Source organism: uncultured Fretibacterium sp. (assembly GCF_963544685.1).
Lineage (GTDB): Bacteria > Synergistota > Synergistia > Synergistales > Aminobacteriaceae > CAJPSE01.
Genome location: NZ_CAUUGJ010000046.1, coordinates 1 through 16,780 on the forward strand (window position 1 = coordinate 1; position 16,780 = coordinate 16,780).

The window sequence follows — 16,780 nt, forward strand, 5'->3', positions numbered from 1 at the left end:
GATGTAGCTCCGTCTCGTGGGCTCGGAGATGTGTATAAGAGACAGGATGCTGGGGTACCCTCTCGTCCTCAAGCCCTCGGACCTGGCGTCCAGCGCGTTCGTCCGAATCGTTCGGGACGGGGACGCCCTGCGTGAGGCGTTCCAGGCCCTGGAGGCCTTCCCCATGAACTTCAGGGGCCAGAGGAGGGAGCCGGTGTTCCTTCTGGAGGAGTACCTCGAAGGGCCGGAGCTCAGCGTGGAGAGCGTATCGGCCGGCGGGACGACGACGGTGCTGGGGGTTACCGACAAGTCCGTAACGGGGGACCCCTTCTTCATCGAGGACGGCCACATGTTCCCGGCGGACCTGAGCGGTGCCGAGGAGCGGCGGGTGACGGGCTACGTGCTGGACGTCCTGAGGGCCGTGGGGTTCGAGCATGGAGTCGCCCATACGGAGGTCAAGCTGACCCCCGACGGGCCCAGGATCGTCGAGATCAATCCGCGGCTCCCCGGCAACTACATCGTGGAGCTTGTGGAACTCGTGACGGGAATCGACATGCTCCGAACCTTCGTGGAGCTTGCGCTGGGGAAGGTCCCTTCCCCGGAGATGAGGGGCCGCGGGACCGGCAGCGCCGCCGTCCTCTTCCTCGTCCCCGACGGGTCCGGGACGGTTCGAAGCCTGAGCGGCGCCGATGAGGCGGCGCGGAGCCCCGGCGTCGTGCGCTGTCTCTTCGAGGACTGCGTCGGTCGGGAAATAGCCCCCGCCATAGACAACGCCTGTTATCTCGGACATGTCGTGACCCGGGACGAGGGGGGGCTCGGAGCCCGAGCGCTGGCCCGGAGGGCGTTGGATGGGGTCCGCGTCGATTTCGCGTGACTTTCGGGGGGAAAGGGGGTACAGCCGTCGTGGCGAACCACAGGAAAAGCCTGGCCGTCCTGCTGGTCTTCACCTTCTTCATGGTGACGGGCTTCGAGATGATCATGCCGCTGATCATCGGGCACTACGTCGACGACCTCGGATTTCTCGCGACGAAGGTCGCCCTTGCCCTGGCAGTCAGGAAGTTCTCGCAGCAGGGGCTGGCGATGTTCGGGGGGCTTCTGGCGGACCGCCGGGACATCAGGAGCCTGATTTCCCTCGGGATGTTTCTGCGGGTGCTGGGATTTTCTGCGCTGGGCTTTACACGGACGTTTCCCGGACTGCTGCTGTCCATGGCCTTCATCGGGTTCGGCGGCGTCCTGTTCGAGCCCGCCTATCAGACGGCCATCGCTTTTTTGACGACGGACGGGAACCGTGCGCGTTACCTCTCGCTGTGCAACACCGTCGTCGGAGTCGCCTCCACCCTGGGGCCCCTGATCGGGGCACTGCTGCTGAGGGTCGATTTCCGTGGAGTCTGTCTTGGGGCAGCGGCCTGTTTCCTGATGAATCTGGTCATCGCGGCGGCCTGGATGCCGCGCGTCCGCGGCGGCGGGCGTGCCGTCCCGGTCCGGCGGTCCTTCTCGACCCTGGCCGGTGACGGACGCTATCTTCGTTTCGTCGGTCTGATGGTCGTGTTCTGGCTGGCCGCGTCCCAGATCGACATCAGTTTCCCCCTGCGCATCCGGGAGATAGCCGGGACTCCGGAGAGCGTCAGCTGGATGTACTCCATCTACGCGGCGGTCACCGCCCTGTTTCAATACCCCCTGGTCTCGTGGCTGCTCAGGAGACACAGCCCGCGGCGGATTGCGGCTGCGGGGACGGGAATCGTGGGGCTGTCCCTCCTCTGCGTTCCCCTCGTGGCGCGGACGGGGCCGTTTCTGGCGCTCGTCGCCCTGCTGACGCTCGGGATGCTGCTCGCGCGCCCCAACCAGCAGAGCCTGGCCCTGTCCCTGGCGGACAGGGAGGCGACGGGGCTCTACGTGGGGTTCAACTACCTCGGATTCGCCGTCGGCAGCGGAGGGGGAGCGCTCCTCGGCGGGATGCTCTTCGACCTGTCCCGCCTTTGGGGAACGCCGAACCTTCCGTGGCCGCTGTACGGGGTCGTCGCCCTGGCTGCGGCGGTCGGGTTCGCGATGGGAAGGGAGTTCGACGGGGCGTAATGAATGGGATTCCGAAGGGACGAGTCCCTTCGGCGGGGTTCGGGGCGGAGCCCCGAGAAGTTCGTTGCTTTTATCCGTTTCTTTTTTTAACGAGCAATGGAGGAGAGAACATGAGGAAGACCGCATTATCGTTATCCCGGCTGTGGTTCGCGGGCACGCTGCTTTTGGCGGCGCTTTCGGTCTCGGCCGGTGGGAGGCCGGCGGAGGCCGGGCGCGGAAACGACGAACTGGTGCTGGTGGAGCGGGAGATCGCATGCAACACGGATCCCGCCTTCTACCCCGGCTCCAATCACTACGTCAAGAACGGGGCGGCGGAGCTGTTGTTCAAGGTGGATCCCCAAGGGGTCGTGCAGCCCTCCCTGGCGGAGGGAATCGAGCAGGCCGACCCCCATACCTGGCGGATACGTCTGAGGCCGGAGGGGCGGTTCTGGAGCGGCAAAAGCATCAATGCCGAGTCGGTCGTCGCGTCGCTCGAGCGGTCGCGCAGGACGAACGTCAGGGCCGCTCCCTTTCTGGAGGGGCTCTCGTTCAAGCCTCTGGACAGCTGGACCGTCGAGGTGACGACGAGGCGGGAGAACCTGTCGGTGCCCCTGAGCCTGTCCTATATGGAGCTGTGCATCATCAACGCGGACGCGCCCCACACCTCCGTGGAGACGATGGACATGAGCGGCATGTACCGCGTCGTATCGTTCGAGCCGAAGAAGAGGATGGTCCTGGAACGCAGCCCCAATTACTACGGGGAGAAGCCCATCATCGGGAGGATCGTCCACGAGGAGATATCGGACGCGGAGACGCGGGTCCTGGCGATATTGAGCGGGCGGGCGGACATCGTGATGCACATCCCGCCCGAGCACATGGCTCAGTTCGATGGGAGGAAGGACGTCGTTCTGCACACGACGCCCCCCGCCAGCACGGAGACCGTCTACCTGAACCTCTCCAGGCCGCAGCTGCGGGATGTCCGGGTTCGGCAGGCCCTGTCGTGGGGACTGAACCGCGGGGAACTGGTGTTGTTGGGGGCCGAGGGGCGGAGCTTCCCCGTGACGACGTGGCTGGGGTCCAACCCGAGGTACAGGGACAGCGGCGGCGGAATTTACGACCGTTACGACCCCGAACGGGCGGGGGCGCTCCTGGATGAGGCGGGCTGGAAGCTGGAGAAGGACGGTCTGCGCCGCAAGGATGGCGCCGTCCTCTCGATGCGGCTCATGACCTGGGGGCCGGGCAAGGCCGTTGGCGAGGCCATTCAGCATCAATGGACAAAGCTGGGCGTCGCGGCCGAGGTGCGGCACGGCGACTACAGCCTGATCCAGACGGCTCGGGAGACGGGCGACTGGGATGCGCTCATCGAGGGTTGGCAGACCTTCGGGGACGAGTTCGCCCTTCTGAGCGGCCAGTTCGCCCCCAAGGGGACCGCGAACTACGGCGGCTACGACGATGCGGAGACGAACGCGTTGCTCGAGGAGCTCTCGAACGCGGGGACGGAGGCGGCGCGGCGCGAATTGGCCATGAAGGTAGACGCACGGGTGGCCGAACGGGCCCCGTGTATCTTCCTCTATCCACGCCCCGAGGGGGTGGCTACGCGCGCGGACCTGAAGGGGTACGTGGACCACTTCAGAAAATTCGAGAACGCGATCAACGCGCAGCTGCACTTTGAATGAGCAATGAGGAATGAGCGATGAGAAATGAGCGATGAGGAATGAGCGACGAGGGCGCCCCGGATGATCCCGCTCGTGCAGCCCAGTCGAGGCCCCGAATGAACGCATTCCACCGGGGGGGCCGTCCCTCCGCGCGGGCGGGCGCGCTTCTGAGAAAACTGGCGGAGATGGCCGTGACCCTTCTGCTGGCGACCCTGGTCCTGTTCGTGCTGACGCACATGGCCCCGGGGGACCCGGTTCGGCTGATGCTGGGGGAGCCGGAGATCGGCACGGCGAACTCGGAAGCCTATCGGCTGCGGTATGCCGAGATGAGGCGGGAGCTTCGGCTGGACGACAACCTGTTCCTCCAGTATGGCGTGTGGCTGGGACGCCTGTTTCGGTTCGACCTGGGGCGCTCCATCCACACCCGGCGCCCCGTGAGGACGGAGCTCCTGGAGCGTTTGCCCGCAACGCTCCAGTTGGCCCTTCCGGCACTGTCGCTGCAGCTGGTCCTGGGGACCGTCCTGGGCGTCGCCTCCGCGGTGAACCGGGGGCGCATGACGGACCACGCCGTTCGCGTCGGCTGCGTCGTCCTGGCGTCCGTCCCCGTCTTCGCGCTGGGGCTGGCGCTGCTGTACTTCTTCGGGGTGCGCCATGCCCTCTATACGATTGCCAACGAAGCGGGCTGGGGGCGCTTGTGGCTTCCCGCGACGACCCTGGGGCTCATCGCCGCGCCCCCGCTGGCCCGCATGATTCGCACGAATCTTCTGCAGGAGTTCGGAAGGCCGTATATCCTGGCGGCCCTGTCCCGGGGGCTGCAAAGGCGGCAGATCGTCCGGGGCGCGTTCCGGAACGTTCTGCTTCCCGTCGTCACGATGACGGCCCTCTCCGCTGCCTCGCTGGTGGGGGGCGCCGTCGTGGTGGAGAGCGTGTTCTCCTGGCCGGGCATCGGCAAGTACGCCCTGGACAGCATTCTGCTCCACGACTATCCGGTGATCCAGGGCTACGGGTTCGTCACCATCGTGATGATCCTCCTGATCAATCTGGGGGTGGACATCGTTTACATCTGTCTCGACCCGAGGCTGCGGGGACGCTCGGGATACGGAAACGCGGAGGGCGAAGCCCATGCCTGATTCGCTCAGGGCCGGGGTTGCGCTGCTCGCGCTTCTCGTCCTGGCCGTCGTCTGTGCGGACCTCGTCGCTCCCTTCGACCCTCTGGAACAGAGCCCTACGGTCCGCCTGTCCCCTCCCTCCATGGAACACCCTCTTGGGACCGACGCCTTTGGGAGGGACATCCTCTCCCGCGTCCTGTACGGCGGGCGCTTCACCCTGACGGCCTCCTTCGCGGCGCTGTCCGCCGCGCTCTGCCTCGGCGTCTGCGCGGGGATGGCCGCCGGGATCCTGGGCGGCCTCTGCGACGCGGTGCTCATGCGGATCGTCGACGTGCTGATGGCCTTTCCGTTCACCGTGCTGGCCCTCGTCGTCACGGCGCTCTTCGGGACGGGGTTCCTCCATCTGCTCTTTGCCGTTGCCGCCGTGTGGTGGGTGCCCTTCGCCCGGCTTGCCCGGAGCATCACGCTGAGCTCCGGGAACGATACCGAGGTCGCGGCGGCCCGTGTCCTCGGGGCAAGCGGCCTCACCATTGCCGTCCACGAGATTTTGCCGAAGGTGACCGGACCCGCATGGGTCCTCGCGACGTTCGAGCTGGGGAAGCTCATCCTTTCCCTTTCGGCCCTGTCCTTCTTCGGCCTCGGGGCGAAACCCCCTTCCCCGGAGTGGGGAACGATGCTGGCGGACGCCAAGGTGCACTTCTTCAGGGCCCCTCACCTCCTGCTGGGGCCGGCGCTCTTCATCTTTCTGACGGTGCTGTCCCTGAACCTTATGGGGGAAGGACTGAGGGACCGACTGGACCCGTTCGAGATCCCCGGATTCTGACGGGCGGCACCGACGGAAAATACCGCGGAAAAATCTCAAGGATGAATCGAACGGAAGGAACGGGGGGGAAGCCGGGATGGAAAGGGAGGTCCTGAGGGTCCGGGACCTGTGGGTATACCATCGGAGCGACGACGGGGGGACTGCGACGCTGAAGGGCGTCGATTTTTCGCTGGCGGCCGGGGAGTGTCTGAGCGTCCTTGGCGAGAGCGGGGCGGGGAAATCGACCCTGGCGAGGGTCATGACCGGCCTGCTTCCCCCGTCGGCCAGGGCCCTTGGGCGAATGCACCTGGACGGGACGGAGCTCGACCTCTCGTCCAGCGGGACGGACTGGCCGGGAATCCGGGGTTCGAGGATCGGCCTCGTCCTCCAGGACGCCCAGCAGGCGCTGAATCCTGTGCGGAGGGTCGAGGCTCATTTCAGGGAGACGCTCCTCTTTCACCATGCCGTCCCCCGTGACGAAGTGCTCCCGACCGCAAGACGCATCCTCGAATTTCTGAACTTCGGGGATCCGGATGCGGTCCTGGACTCCTACCCCTTCCAGCTCAGCGGAGGAATGTGTCAGAGGGTGTGCATCGCGTTGGCGCTGTGCCTGCGTCCCCGTGTGCTGATTGCGGACGAGGCGACCTCCGCGCTGGACGGGGTGAGCCGTGCGGAGGTCATCGGGCTCCTGAGGAAAACGCGGGAGCGCCTGGGGCTCTCCATCGTGTTCATCACCCACGATATCGCCGCCGCCTGTTCGGCCGCCGAAAAACTTCTCGTCCTCGAGGATGGGACCGTCAGGGACTACGGCCCCGTTCGCTCCGTGCTCGGCAGTCCGCGATCGGCGTTCACCTCCGGGCTCGTCGGCGCCGCCCGGAGGATACCGACGCCGAGGGCGGAGGCCGGGGGAGGGCTCGGGGCCCGTCCGGCGGTGCTGGAGGTCGAGAATTTGAGCAAGTCCTTCGGGGCCGGGGGCGATGCGGTGCTGTGCGGGCTCTCCCTGTCCGTGGCGAGGGGGGAGATCGTCGGGGTCCTGGGTGGGAGCGGATGCGGAAAGTCCACCCTGGCCCGCTGCCTCGTGGGGCTGGAGGAGCCCGATTCCGGTCGGATTCTGTTCGAGGGGGAAAGCCTGTCCGCCTGGCGGGAACGGGACAGGAAGGGGCTCAACCGCGGCGTACAACTCATCTTTCAGGACGGCCGCGCCTGCCTGAACCCCGGGCGCAGGGTGCTCGCTCTCGCAGGGGAGCCCCTGAGGTACATGAAGCTGTGCGGAAAGCGCGAGCGGGACGACGCCGCCGCCCGCTCCCTGACGGAGGCCGGCATCGGGGAGGAGCTCTTCATGCGGCGGCCGCCGGAGCTGAGTACGGGACAGTGCCAGCGCGTCGCGATTGCGCGCGCTCTGTCGGCCGGTCCCCGGCTCCTGATCTGCGACGAGGCGACCTCCGCGCTGGACGCGGCCACCAGGAATCAGGTTCTGGAGTTTTTGATGGAGATCAACGGCCGGGATGGGATCTCCATCCTGCTGATCTCCCACGACGTCGGAATATTGAAGCGCTGCTGCCACCGCGTCGTGGTGATGGACGGCGGGCGTTTCGTCGAGGACCTTCCCCCGTCCCGGCTGGATGAGGCGCGCCATCCCTCTACCCGGAAGCTGCTGCGGAGCGAACGTACGGTTGCCTCCGCTTTCTCCCGGATAATCTCCTCTTCTCCCGAATGATTCCAATATCTAAATCGCTTGTAGACAATAAGCAGAGAGCCGGCAAAATATGAGCTGTACGAATCGCTTAGTTTTTTATCAACACGAACGGACTCATTCGCGCGCTATTTTCCCCAGAGGATCGACTTCCGAGAGGTTCGAAACGACGATATTCTGCGGATTTGGGCTGTTACTTTTGTTTTGACAATCCAGCCGTTTTTGCGCGCCTCACTCCACGATGTACATGAAGGACACGCCTCTGGGCCCCCGCCAGAGATCGTCGATACGCCACAGGTCCTCCACAGGTTTGAAGAGGCGATTGTACCTGGACCGCGTCACCCCGTCGGGGTTCAGCATGTTATCCGCGTCCGGGTTTTCCGACGGATCGGGCGGCTCCAGCCCCAGCCGCTCGGCCTCGGCGATCCGGCGCAGGGACTCCGCACGCCGCTCGGCAATCGTGCCGCGCCTGTCGTAGGCGTCGTCCAAAGCCGCGGCCATGCCCGGAAGCTTCTTCAGTTTTTCGTCCAGCAGTTTCTCGGACCGCTCCGCCTCCTTGACGCTCCGCAGGCTCAGGACGGCGTAGTCCTTCAAGAAATCCTCGTAGGTCAGATGCTTGACCACAACGGTGTGGTTCTCGTCGTTGTCCGAGGTCACCCGGCGCTCCCAATCCTTCAAGCGCTGGGCCATCACCTCGGTTTTATCGGTTATCTCGGTCACATAGCTGTCGCACAACTCACCAGCGTGCAGAATCGTGGCCGTCGAGGTGCCGTCGCCGTTGTCGAGGAACGGACCCGGCTCAATGCCTCGCTCCCTGCGCTTAAAATCCCGCTCCAGAAGGGCGACCGCCATATCGTGATTCTTCCGGACGTGGGCAACCGCCTTCTCGAAGTAGTGAGCCTCCAAAGGATTGTCCGGATTCCTGCCGTCCAGGATCAGCTTCATCCTGGCGCTGTCCCCGGCCGTCTCGGCCTGGAGGCGCGTCAGCTCCTTGTCCAGCTCCAGACGGTCCCTGCTCGTAAGGTAGTCCTCCTGCCCCAGCTTCGCCAGGTCCTTCATGGCCGTCATGGTCGCAGCGGTGCGCCTGACGTAACACTCGACCTCTGTGTTCCTCTCCCTGGGCAGCTTTGCCGCGGCCTCGGCCTGCCGGGTCTCTATCTCCGGAGCCGCCTTGCCGCCGGTCTCGGGCCTGACGACCGAAGGCGCGGTTTCCGCCGCACGGCTCAGGCGCTTTCCCTCCTCGGAGAGGAGAACCGAATCCCGCACGTTCGGCTCCGGAATCGGGGCGGAAGGGACGAAAGAGCGCGAAACGAGGGGCCGGCTCCGCAACGAGAACGGCGCCGGCCGATGCATCAGCCGCGCCCACAGGCCGTTTCCAACATCCAGACGCATCGTGTCTCAACCTCCTCGTCCTGTTTCAAAGCCTTATCCTTCGGACCTCCTGTCCCCAGGAACGCTTGAAGCACCACTCTTTAATACATCTCACTTTCATTATACCCCAGGCAAACGCCGAACCGGCCGGACTTATTCCTCTCCCCTCAGGTGCGCGACGATCTTCCGGGCTAGGGCGGGGCCGAGGCCGGGCACGGCGCAGAGCTCCTCGGGCTCCAGGGCGGCGATGCGCTGGACGGAACCGAAGCGCACCAACAGCTGGGCCGCACGCGCCTTTCCGATGCCGGGCACGTCCTCCAGGGCCGACCGGCGCAGCCTTCCGGCCCGCGCGTTGCGATGCGTCGTGATGGCGTAGCGATGGACCTCGTCCCTCAGGCGCTGGAGAAGCTGCAGGACGGGGTCGTCGAGCCCCAGACGCAGGGGGTCGTCCGGCCATCCGGGCAGGAAGACCAGTTCCTCCCGCTCGGCCAGGGCGATCAGGGGAAGCTCCAGCTTCAATTCATCGAGGGCCTTCAGCGCAAACTCCAGCTGGATGGGGCCTCCGTCGATCAGGGTGAGCTGCGGCATGGGCTCGGATTTGTCCAGGACGTGCCGGTAGCGGCGCAGCACCGTCTCCCGCATGGAGGCGAAGTCGTCGATCTCCCCGTCCTGCAGGGTCCGGATTTTGAAGCGGCGGTAGAGCGAGGGGTTGGGGCGCCCCTGCTCGAAGACGACGCAGCACCCGTAGGTCTCGCGCCCGGACATGTGGGAGATGTCGAAGGCGTCCATCCGCCACGGAAGCGTCTTGAGCCCGAAGAGCTCCTGCATCCGGTTCAGCACCTGCCAGGTCTCGCTGTCCAGGTCCTCCTGGAGCGTCGAGGAGACGCGCTGGCGCGATATCCGCCACAGCGCGCGGATGGTGTCGCGGTACCGCGCGGCCTCCTCGAAGGCCATCCGCTTCGCGGCCGCGTCCATCCTGTGGCGGAGCCGCTCGACCAGCTCGGCGGTGTTGCCCTGGAGGAGCAGGATGATGTCGTTCACGCGCTCGCGGTACTCCGCCTCCGTGCAGAGCGCCGCGCAGGCGCCCATGGACCGGCCGAGGCTGTACTCCAGGCAGGGGCGCCGCTCGGGGTCCGGGCGCAGCTCCGACCGACAGACGCGCAGGGGAAAATAGCGCTCCGCCAGGCGCAGCAGGGTGCGGATGTTCCCGGCACTGACAAAGGGCCCCAGGTAGACGGAGCCGTCGTCCTCCTTCCGGCGCGTGATCTCCAGGCGCGGAAAGGCCTCGTTCGTGATGCGGATGTAGGGGTAGCGGTCGCTCATCTTGAGGTCGATGTTGAAGAAGGGCGAGTAGCGCCGGATCAGTTTGGCCTCGACGATCAGGGCCTCGGCCTCGCTCTCCGTGCGGATGACGGAGATGTCCCGAACCAGCGAGACCAGCTTGCGGAGCCGCGGCGAGGCGAACCCCGAGTGCCGGAAGTACGACGACACCCGGCGCTTGAGCTTGATGGCCTTGCCCACGTAGAGTACGGTCCCCTCCTCGTCCCGCATGATGTAGACCCCGGGCTTCTCGGGCAGCCCCTTGAGGATGGCGGCGATGTGCGGCGAGGTCATGACAAGGGCCCCCCGCCCGAAAAACGGGGGCTCACGGCATGAGCTGTTTCGATCCTCCGGGTCCCGGATCTCACGGGACGTACGACGTGCCACATGCCTACAGTTTACCGCGCATCCCGCCCGCCGTCACCCGGAGAGGGCGGGGGCTCCGACAGTCGGAGCCCCCGCCTCATCGGTCCGGGCGACCGCCGGGGTTCGCTCAGCGCGTTCCGGCGCCGATCCCCCGCTCCTCGTCGGTGCCCGGGACCAGCGAGTCGCAGGCGGCCGCGCAGATGCCCGCCACGGCCATGGGGGTCTTGAGGATGGCCCAGAGCATGCCCCCCAGGGTCTGAACGAGCGTGCCGCTGGCCGGGTTCATGAAGAGCTCCTGATTTTTCTCCACCCAGCCGGGCAGGCCCAGTGCCATCAGGAAGGAGAAGCCCACGATGAGCACATTGCGCTGACTCCCCATATCCGCGCGCATCAGGACCTGGATGCCCAGGGCGCCGATGGTCCCGAAGAGCGCGATGTAGGCCCCGCCGATGATCGGCGACGGCATGGTCGCGATCAGTGCGCCCAGCTTTCCGACGAAGCTCATGAGGATCAGCAGGATCGCCCCGGTCCGGACCACCCACCGGGACGCCACCCCGGTGAGGCCGATCAGCCCGACGTTCTCCGTGTAGGAGGTCGTCCCCACCGAGCCGAAGAGCCCGGACAGGGCACAGTTCAGGCCCTCGGCCCCGATGCCCCGGCTGATGGTCTTCTCGTCCGGGTCCTCGATCCCCGAGGCGTAGGAGACCGAATGGTAGTCCCCGATCGACTCGATCATCACGGCGAAAAAGCCCGCGAGCATCGCGCCGAAGGCCAGCAGGCTGAACTTCGGGGGCCCCCAGGGCATGAAGATCTCATAGCGCAGCCAGGGGGCCTCGGCCACCCGGTCCAGGCCGATGTGGGCGGGGTGCCCCTCGGGAAACACCCCGGCGCGCGACAGCCCGAGGCAGACCAGGTAGGTGATGATGATGGCGGAGAGGATGGCGAAGATGTTGACGTACTTGTTCCGGCTCACCAGGCTGAACAGGAAGATCAGGAGGACGACCGCCAGGGACGCGGGCCAGTAGTTGGCGGCGTTGCCCTGGATGGCGACGGGAGCGAGTGAGAAGCCGATCGCCATGATCACGGGGCCGATGACCACCGGGGTGATGACCTTCCGGACATAGCCCACGATTCCGCTGTACCCGACGACGGACAGAAGGATGCCGCCGAGGATGAGCGCCCCGCCGATATACTGCATCACGGCCTCCGGCCCCATGGCCTTGTACGCTCCGATCACGGTCATCACCGAGGGGATGAAGCTGAAGCTCGACCCCTGCACGATGGGGAGCCCCGACCCCAGCTTGGGGTGCGTCTGGATGAGGGTCGCCACCCCCATGCCGAAATAGACGCACGAGATGAACGCCGCGACCTGAAGCACATCCATCCCCATGGCCGGCCCGAAGATCAGCGGGACCAGCGTGGTCGCTCCGAACAGCGTCAGCACGTGCTGGACCCCGGCGAGGATCATGATGGGGAAGGGGGGATTGTCGTCCAGTCCGTAAATCAGTTTCTTTGCCATCGACCATACCTCCTGAAAGATATTTCCTCTCCACATAAAGCGGGGCGGCAGGACCGCCCGCTCAACCAGCCTTCAACCTGTGACATTCGTCCTGTTATGGCATTCATCTTCGTCCGCTCAGGTGCAGGCCCACAAGGGCACCATCCTCCAGGCCGCCCTGAGCTCCCCGGCATGGCGGTCGGCCTCGGGGTCCACGTCCCTCAGGCACTCGTAAAAAGCCCTGGAATGGTTCATCTCCCTCAAATGACAGAGCTCATGCAGCAGGACATGCCGCACGAGCCCGGAGGACAGAAAAAGAAGCCGCGCATTCAGGCTGATGTTCCCCCTGGACGAGCAGCTTCCCCATCGACTCTTCATCTCCCTGACCGCAATCCGCCCCACCTCGAAACCATGTTCCGCCGCCAGCTCCGTCAGGAGCCGGGGCAGAGCCTCCCTCGCGCGCAGAAGGACCCAACGCCGCAGCGCGGCCAGAGCCTCCCCCCTGCAGAAGTCCCGCGGCAAGCGCACGACCCCGTCCCGGGCCAGAGTCCTCTGCGGCGCGGAGTCCGAGAGCTCGACCCGCCAAGTCTCCTCCAAGGCCCTCAGGACGATGCGCCCCGGAACGGAGACCGCCTGGCGTCGGGGCTGAGCGGAGGACAAAAGCTCCATCCGTTCGAGGTTCTTCCGTATCCAGGCCTTATGCGGTTCGATCAGGCGTTCGATCTTCCGCAGCGAGACCAGGCCTGCCGGCACGACCACCGTCAGGCCTCCGCTGCCGACGATCAGCCGCAGGTGCCTGGCCCGCGCGCTTCGCCGAAGCTCGAAGGAACATTTTCCTCCGCCCACGGCCCCCAGATCCAGGACAAGCCTCTCCCTCTCCGCCCCGTCCGGCATCTCACGCGCTTCATCCTCCTCGCTCGAGGCGCGGGCGGCGAGGGGCTCCGCCCGACGCTTCGTCAAACCGGGTTCTCCCGGCCCTCCAGCAGGCGGGAGACGTTGGACCGGTGGCGGAACATCGCCAGGAGCGCAAGGAGCAGCGCCAGGAGGATAAAGGGAAGGGGCGCATCCAGCATCCAGAAAAAGGCCGGCAGCGCCAGCAGGGACACCATGGAGGCCAGGGATACGTAACGCGTCGACGTCATGACGGCGTACCACAGGGCTCCGCTCATCAGGACGATCGCGAAGGAGTTGTAGGGCCAGATGAAGAACATGGTCCCGTAGGTCGTGGCCACGCCCTTCCCCCCCCTGAACCTCAGCCAGACGGGGTAATTGTGCCCCAGGACGGCGGCCAGGGCCGACAGCGAGAGCAGCCAGGGGTCGGAGGAGGCCGATTCCACGGTGAGCAGGAGCGCCAGGGCCCCTTTGAGCATATCGACCAATGTGACGAAAACGGCCCATCCCTGCCCCATCATACGGCGAACGTTGGTCGCGCCGATGGATCCGGACCCGACCGTGCGTATGTCGACCCCCCTGAAGATACGGGCCACCAGGTATCCCGTAGGCAGAGAGCCGATGAAATAGGAGACGAACATCCAGAACATTGCGACCCGCATCGCTCATCCCTCCTCAAAACAAGGCCCCAACAGGGGCGCTCCGGCAAAAACATATCCCGCTCACGGAGCCTGCGCCCGAAGCGCCGCCCCGCTCGCAGGCTCTCTTGCCGGAAGGTTCCGGCCGCGCAGCGGTCAGTCGATGCCGCCGATGCGGTCGGAACCCTTTTTGATATTCAGCTGTACGAGGTCCTTCTCTTTGAGGGTATCCCACTTGAGGTTCAGGACCAGGAGGAAGATAGCGGAAAAAGGATCGACGCGCCAGGAGGCGCTATCCTTCGCAAAGGACTCGCGTATCGTCTGAAGCTGCCGCAGCCCTTTGTCGTCCTCCTCCATATCCGCCAGGAAGCGCCGGACCTCCGAGATGGTGTCGATCCCGGCGGCACGAAGGATGATGTAGAGGTAGTTGAAGCTGCCCTTGAGATAATCGGGGGACGGCACGAAGATCGGAAACCCCGCCTTGACCGCCAGGGAGTTCCAGTGGCTCAGGGCGTTCGGCTCCGCCTTGAAAAAGGAGTACAGCTCCTCCTCGCTGAAAGTCCGCTCCGCCGAGATCGTCTCGTCCCGTGACGTCCCCGGGTCCTGAACCGGAGGCACCAGGACCGCGACGTCCTTGACCTCCTCCCACAGGGACAGGAAGCCCTCGTCGGCCTCCTCGAGGAGGGCCGCCAGGCGAACGAGCCTGCGCTTCAGCTTTTTCTCGGAGATTGAGTCCACGTTGAGGTTGACCCGCGGAGAGATGGTCGCCCAGGCCTCCTGGAGCATGGTGCGCAGCTCGAGACGAAACCCGAGCCCCCGGTATTTGCCCCATTCCCGCAGGGAGGAGCGGCTTTCGGAGAGGGCAAGGGTATAGACGACAGCCGGATATCCGAAGCGGAAGGGGTCCTCCAGTCCGCTCGAGGGAACGGACCGGTCCCGATCGACGTCGAACTCGGCCAGGATGATCTCCTCGACTTTATAAACGTCCTCGGGAAACCGGAGGAGAACCCGAACCGTAACCAGGTCCGACACGGCGTTCAGCCCCGCATCCCCGTCGTCCCCCCGGGCGTTCAGAGCGCGGACCAGATCTGCCGGGGCCTTGGCCCATCCCTCGATACTGTGAACCTCGATATCCTCCCGCTCAATCAGGTCCTGAACAAGATTGCGCACGCGCGAGGCATACTCCTCATAGAGGGAGAGTTTCTCGACATAGCTGATGCCCAGTTCGTCGACACGACGTCTATCCAACACAATCACCGTCCAAAAATGAACTGCACGCCCTGCAACCCATCGATCCGACCATTCATTCGCTCCAACTATCCATTCCAACCGTCCACCCGCGTTCACGACTCACTCGGGTTAGAGTATAACCCACGAAGAGCCTCTTGAAAAGCACGGCTCCCGCCTCATCGGCCGCTCCGGGGAGCCCGGTGCGCTTCCCGCCCCCGCACCGCGGGACCTCGGGAGGCGCCGATCGCATCGGCGTTTTCCTCAACCTTTCGACAAAAACGCACGGCAGAGCGCATCCAATTCCAAAACCACACCCAGGCGGTCGAGCGGGGCCGGCGGACAGGGTTGGGGCAGCTCCTCCCCGGCACAGGGAACCCCGACGCCCCTCGCGAAGGCCTCCACCTTGGGATCGTAGGGCAGCACGGCAAGCGGCGTCCCCCACAGGGCGGAGAGCACGGCGAAGTGCAGGCGCATCCCTACCGCGGCGGATGCCCCCGGCCAGAGGCGCGCGGCCTCCTCGAGCCCCGCAACCCGCTCGACCCTATCGAGCCTAAGCCTCCCGGCCCCCTTCATGGCGCCAAGCAGGATCTCGTCCTCGCCCGACAGCGCCACGCCGACGACCTCACCGGGAAAGTCCGCGGCGAGGGGCGCCGCCAGCCGGGCGAAGCGGTCCGCGTCCGGGGAGGGGCGCAGGTTGAGCAGAAGCCGCCCCGTTTTTTCCTCCGTCCGCCCCGCATCCTCCCCCGCAGCTCGCGGGATCTTCAACGTCAGGGCCAGATCCCCGCCACGCACGGCGGATAGCCCGAGACGGTCGGCCCATTCCATCGAGGGCGCATCCCTCAGGTGCAGGACGCGGCAGGCCCTCAGCGCATCCCGGGTCAGCCAGCGCGCCCCAGCGCTCCGCAGCGGTCCGATCGACTGCCCGAGGGCCCAGGGGACGGCCCCGCAGATGAGGGCCAAACGCACCAGCCCCCAGTACCAGAGACAGGATCGCAGGCTCGTCCCATCCTGAAAGAGCCCTCCGCCCCCCAGGAGCAGGGTCTCGCTCGACCGCAGCGCCGAGACGACGCCGCGCAGGCGCCAGCGGGAGACGGAATCGACCCCGAACGCGCGCCGGGAGCCCTCCGGATCGTTCGAGAGCATGACGACGCTTCCCCGCCCGACGCCCGCCCGCTCCAGGGCCTCCAGGGAGGCGCCGGCCAGAAGTTCGTCCCCCAGGTTGCCGAACCCATAGTAGCCGGCCAGGGCAACCCGATAGCGCCGGGCCCCTCCTTGCGGGGTCATCGTGTCATTCCGCCAGGACGCGGAGCCGACGCCACAGGGGCAGCAGAATCCGGCCGACGGCCAGCACCACGACCGAGCCGAGAATCAGGCCCAGCCACAGGCCGTTGAACTCCCGAAGCAGGATGAAGGCGATCGGCGTATGAAAGTGGCAGAAGCTGTTCACGACGGAGGAAAACCCCAAGGCCGCGCCGAGGCGGAGGAGCTCGCGGTAGCGCGCCCACAGGCCGTTTTTGACGGCAAAGGCAAGCAGCATCAGGCACGGATAGCCCAGGAAGACCTCCTTGCTGCGGGGACGGGCGACCAGCCACTGCTCCAGCGTCCCGCGCACCCTGGCCTCGAAGCCGGGGATGAACCGGACGTTGTCGCTCCGGAACAGCATGATGCCCAGGAGGATCAGGAGCACGCCGCCCAGCATCAGCTCTCCCCAAAGCGGGGGACGGGACAGGAAGGCGTCCAGGGACTCCGGATGGACCCGGTTCTTCAGGTCATGCAGCAGCACCAGGAGCGGCGGCAGCAGAAGGGTGAGCTTGACCCCCGAGAAGGTCCTCAGCCGCAGCATGTGGAGCGGGTCGCTGAAGAAGGCGGCCAGGGCGAGCCCCCCGATGACGGCGGCGAGGAAGCCGCAGAGGATCGGCCCCCATGGGGCAATCCGCGTCCGGCCCGAACTCATGGCCATCAACGAGGCCTCCGTCACGATGAGCGGGGCGGCCAGCGCCCCCAGAAGACGGCCTGCGGCCGGGACCGATCGGATCAGAAACGCCCCACCCCCCGCGAGGAGAAAAAACACGGCGACGGAGGCCAGGCCGACCGTTTTCCCAGCCTCTCCATCCCCTCCGAGTCGCAGGGCATAGCGCCACAGGGCAAACAGGAACGCGGCGACAAGGGCATAGGC

At 66.0% G+C, this 16,780-nt stretch carries 14 protein-coding genes; 6 read left to right on the plus strand and 8 right to left on the minus strand.

Annotated features, from left to right (window positions below; all coding sequences use genetic code 11):
- Nucleotides 1–28: 28 nt before the first annotated feature.
- The 6 genes from ABLA28_RS05900 (at nt 29) to ABLA28_RS05925 (ending at nt 7,314) form a co-directional block, all read left to right on the plus strand.
- Entirely contained in the window at nt 29–853 is an 825-nt protein-coding gene (locus ABLA28_RS05900; protein WP_347712887.1) for an ATP-grasp domain-containing protein, read from the plus strand.
- A gap of 29 nt (nt 854–882) precedes the next feature.
- A complete protein-coding gene (locus ABLA28_RS05905; RefSeq protein WP_347712888.1) occupies nt 883–2,052 on the plus strand; it encodes an MFS transporter in 1,170 nt (389 codons plus the stop codon).
- 110 nt (nt 2,053–2,162) lie between these two features.
- Entirely contained in the window at nt 2,163–3,707 is a 1,545-nt protein-coding gene (locus ABLA28_RS05910; protein ID WP_347712889.1) for an ABC transporter substrate-binding protein, read from the plus strand.
- Nucleotides 3,708–3,802: 95 nt separating this feature from the next.
- Nucleotides 3,803–4,816: an ABC transporter permease gene (locus tag ABLA28_RS05915; RefSeq protein ID WP_347712890.1), complete on the plus strand. Its 1,014-nt coding sequence runs from the start codon at nt 3,803–3,805 to the stop codon at nt 4,814–4,816.
- Nucleotides 4,809–5,618, plus strand: a complete 810-nt coding sequence (locus tag ABLA28_RS05920; protein ID WP_299081147.1) for an ABC transporter permease — start codon at nt 4,809–4,811, stop codon at nt 5,616–5,618. Before ABLA28_RS05915 ends, ABLA28_RS05920 begins: the two co-directional genes overlap by 8 nt.
- A 76-nt stretch (nt 5,619–5,694) precedes the next feature.
- Nucleotides 5,695–7,314, plus strand: coding sequence for an ABC transporter ATP-binding protein (locus tag ABLA28_RS05925; protein WP_347712891.1), 1,620 nt, complete (start codon nt 5,695–5,697; stop codon nt 7,312–7,314).
- Between the two features lie 207 nt (nt 7,315–7,521).
- On the opposite strand, the gene ABLA28_RS05930 is transcribed toward ABLA28_RS05925, so the two are convergent.
- From ABLA28_RS05930 to ABLA28_RS05965, 8 genes are all read right to left on the minus strand, one after another.
- Nucleotides 7,522–8,682 carry a hypothetical protein gene (locus tag ABLA28_RS05930; protein ID WP_347712892.1) on the minus strand — a complete coding sequence of 387 codons (1,161 nt, stop codon included), beginning with the start codon at nt 8,680–8,682 and terminating at the stop codon, nt 7,522–7,524.
- 132 nt (nt 8,683–8,814) lie between these two features.
- Nucleotides 8,815–10,275, minus strand: a complete 1,461-nt coding sequence (locus ABLA28_RS05935) for an excinuclease ABC subunit UvrC (protein ID WP_347712893.1) — start codon at nt 10,273–10,275, stop codon at nt 8,815–8,817.
- Between the two features lie 199 nt (nt 10,276–10,474).
- Nucleotides 10,475–11,866 carry a solute carrier family 23 protein gene (locus ABLA28_RS05940; protein WP_347712894.1) on the minus strand — a complete coding sequence of 464 codons (1,392 nt, stop codon included), beginning with the start codon at nt 11,864–11,866 and terminating at the stop codon, nt 10,475–10,477.
- 117 nt (nt 11,867–11,983) lie between these two features.
- Nucleotides 11,984–12,805 carry a SprT family zinc-dependent metalloprotease gene (locus ABLA28_RS05945; protein ID WP_347712895.1) on the minus strand — a complete coding sequence of 274 codons (822 nt, stop codon included), beginning with the start codon at nt 12,803–12,805 and terminating at the stop codon, nt 11,984–11,986.
- Complete coding sequence (plsY, locus tag ABLA28_RS05950) at nt 12,802–13,398, minus strand: glycerol-3-phosphate 1-O-acyltransferase PlsY (RefSeq protein ID WP_347712896.1); 597 nt, start codon at nt 13,396–13,398, stop codon at nt 12,802–12,804. Before plsY ends, ABLA28_RS05945 begins: the two co-directional genes overlap by 4 nt.
- A 132-nt stretch (nt 13,399–13,530) precedes the next feature.
- Nucleotides 13,531–14,622: a RelA/SpoT domain-containing protein gene (locus ABLA28_RS05955; protein ID WP_347712897.1), complete on the minus strand. Its 1,092-nt coding sequence runs from the start codon at nt 14,620–14,622 to the stop codon at nt 13,531–13,533.
- A 243-nt stretch (nt 14,623–14,865) separates the two neighbouring features.
- Complete coding sequence (csaB, locus tag ABLA28_RS05960; protein WP_347712898.1) at nt 14,866–15,888, minus strand: polysaccharide pyruvyl transferase CsaB; 1,023 nt, start codon at nt 15,886–15,888, stop codon at nt 14,866–14,868.
- 4 nt (nt 15,889–15,892) lie between these two features.
- Nucleotides 15,893–16,780 (minus strand): DUF5693 family protein (locus ABLA28_RS05965; protein WP_347712899.1); only part of this gene is annotated, 888 nt, incomplete at its 5' end.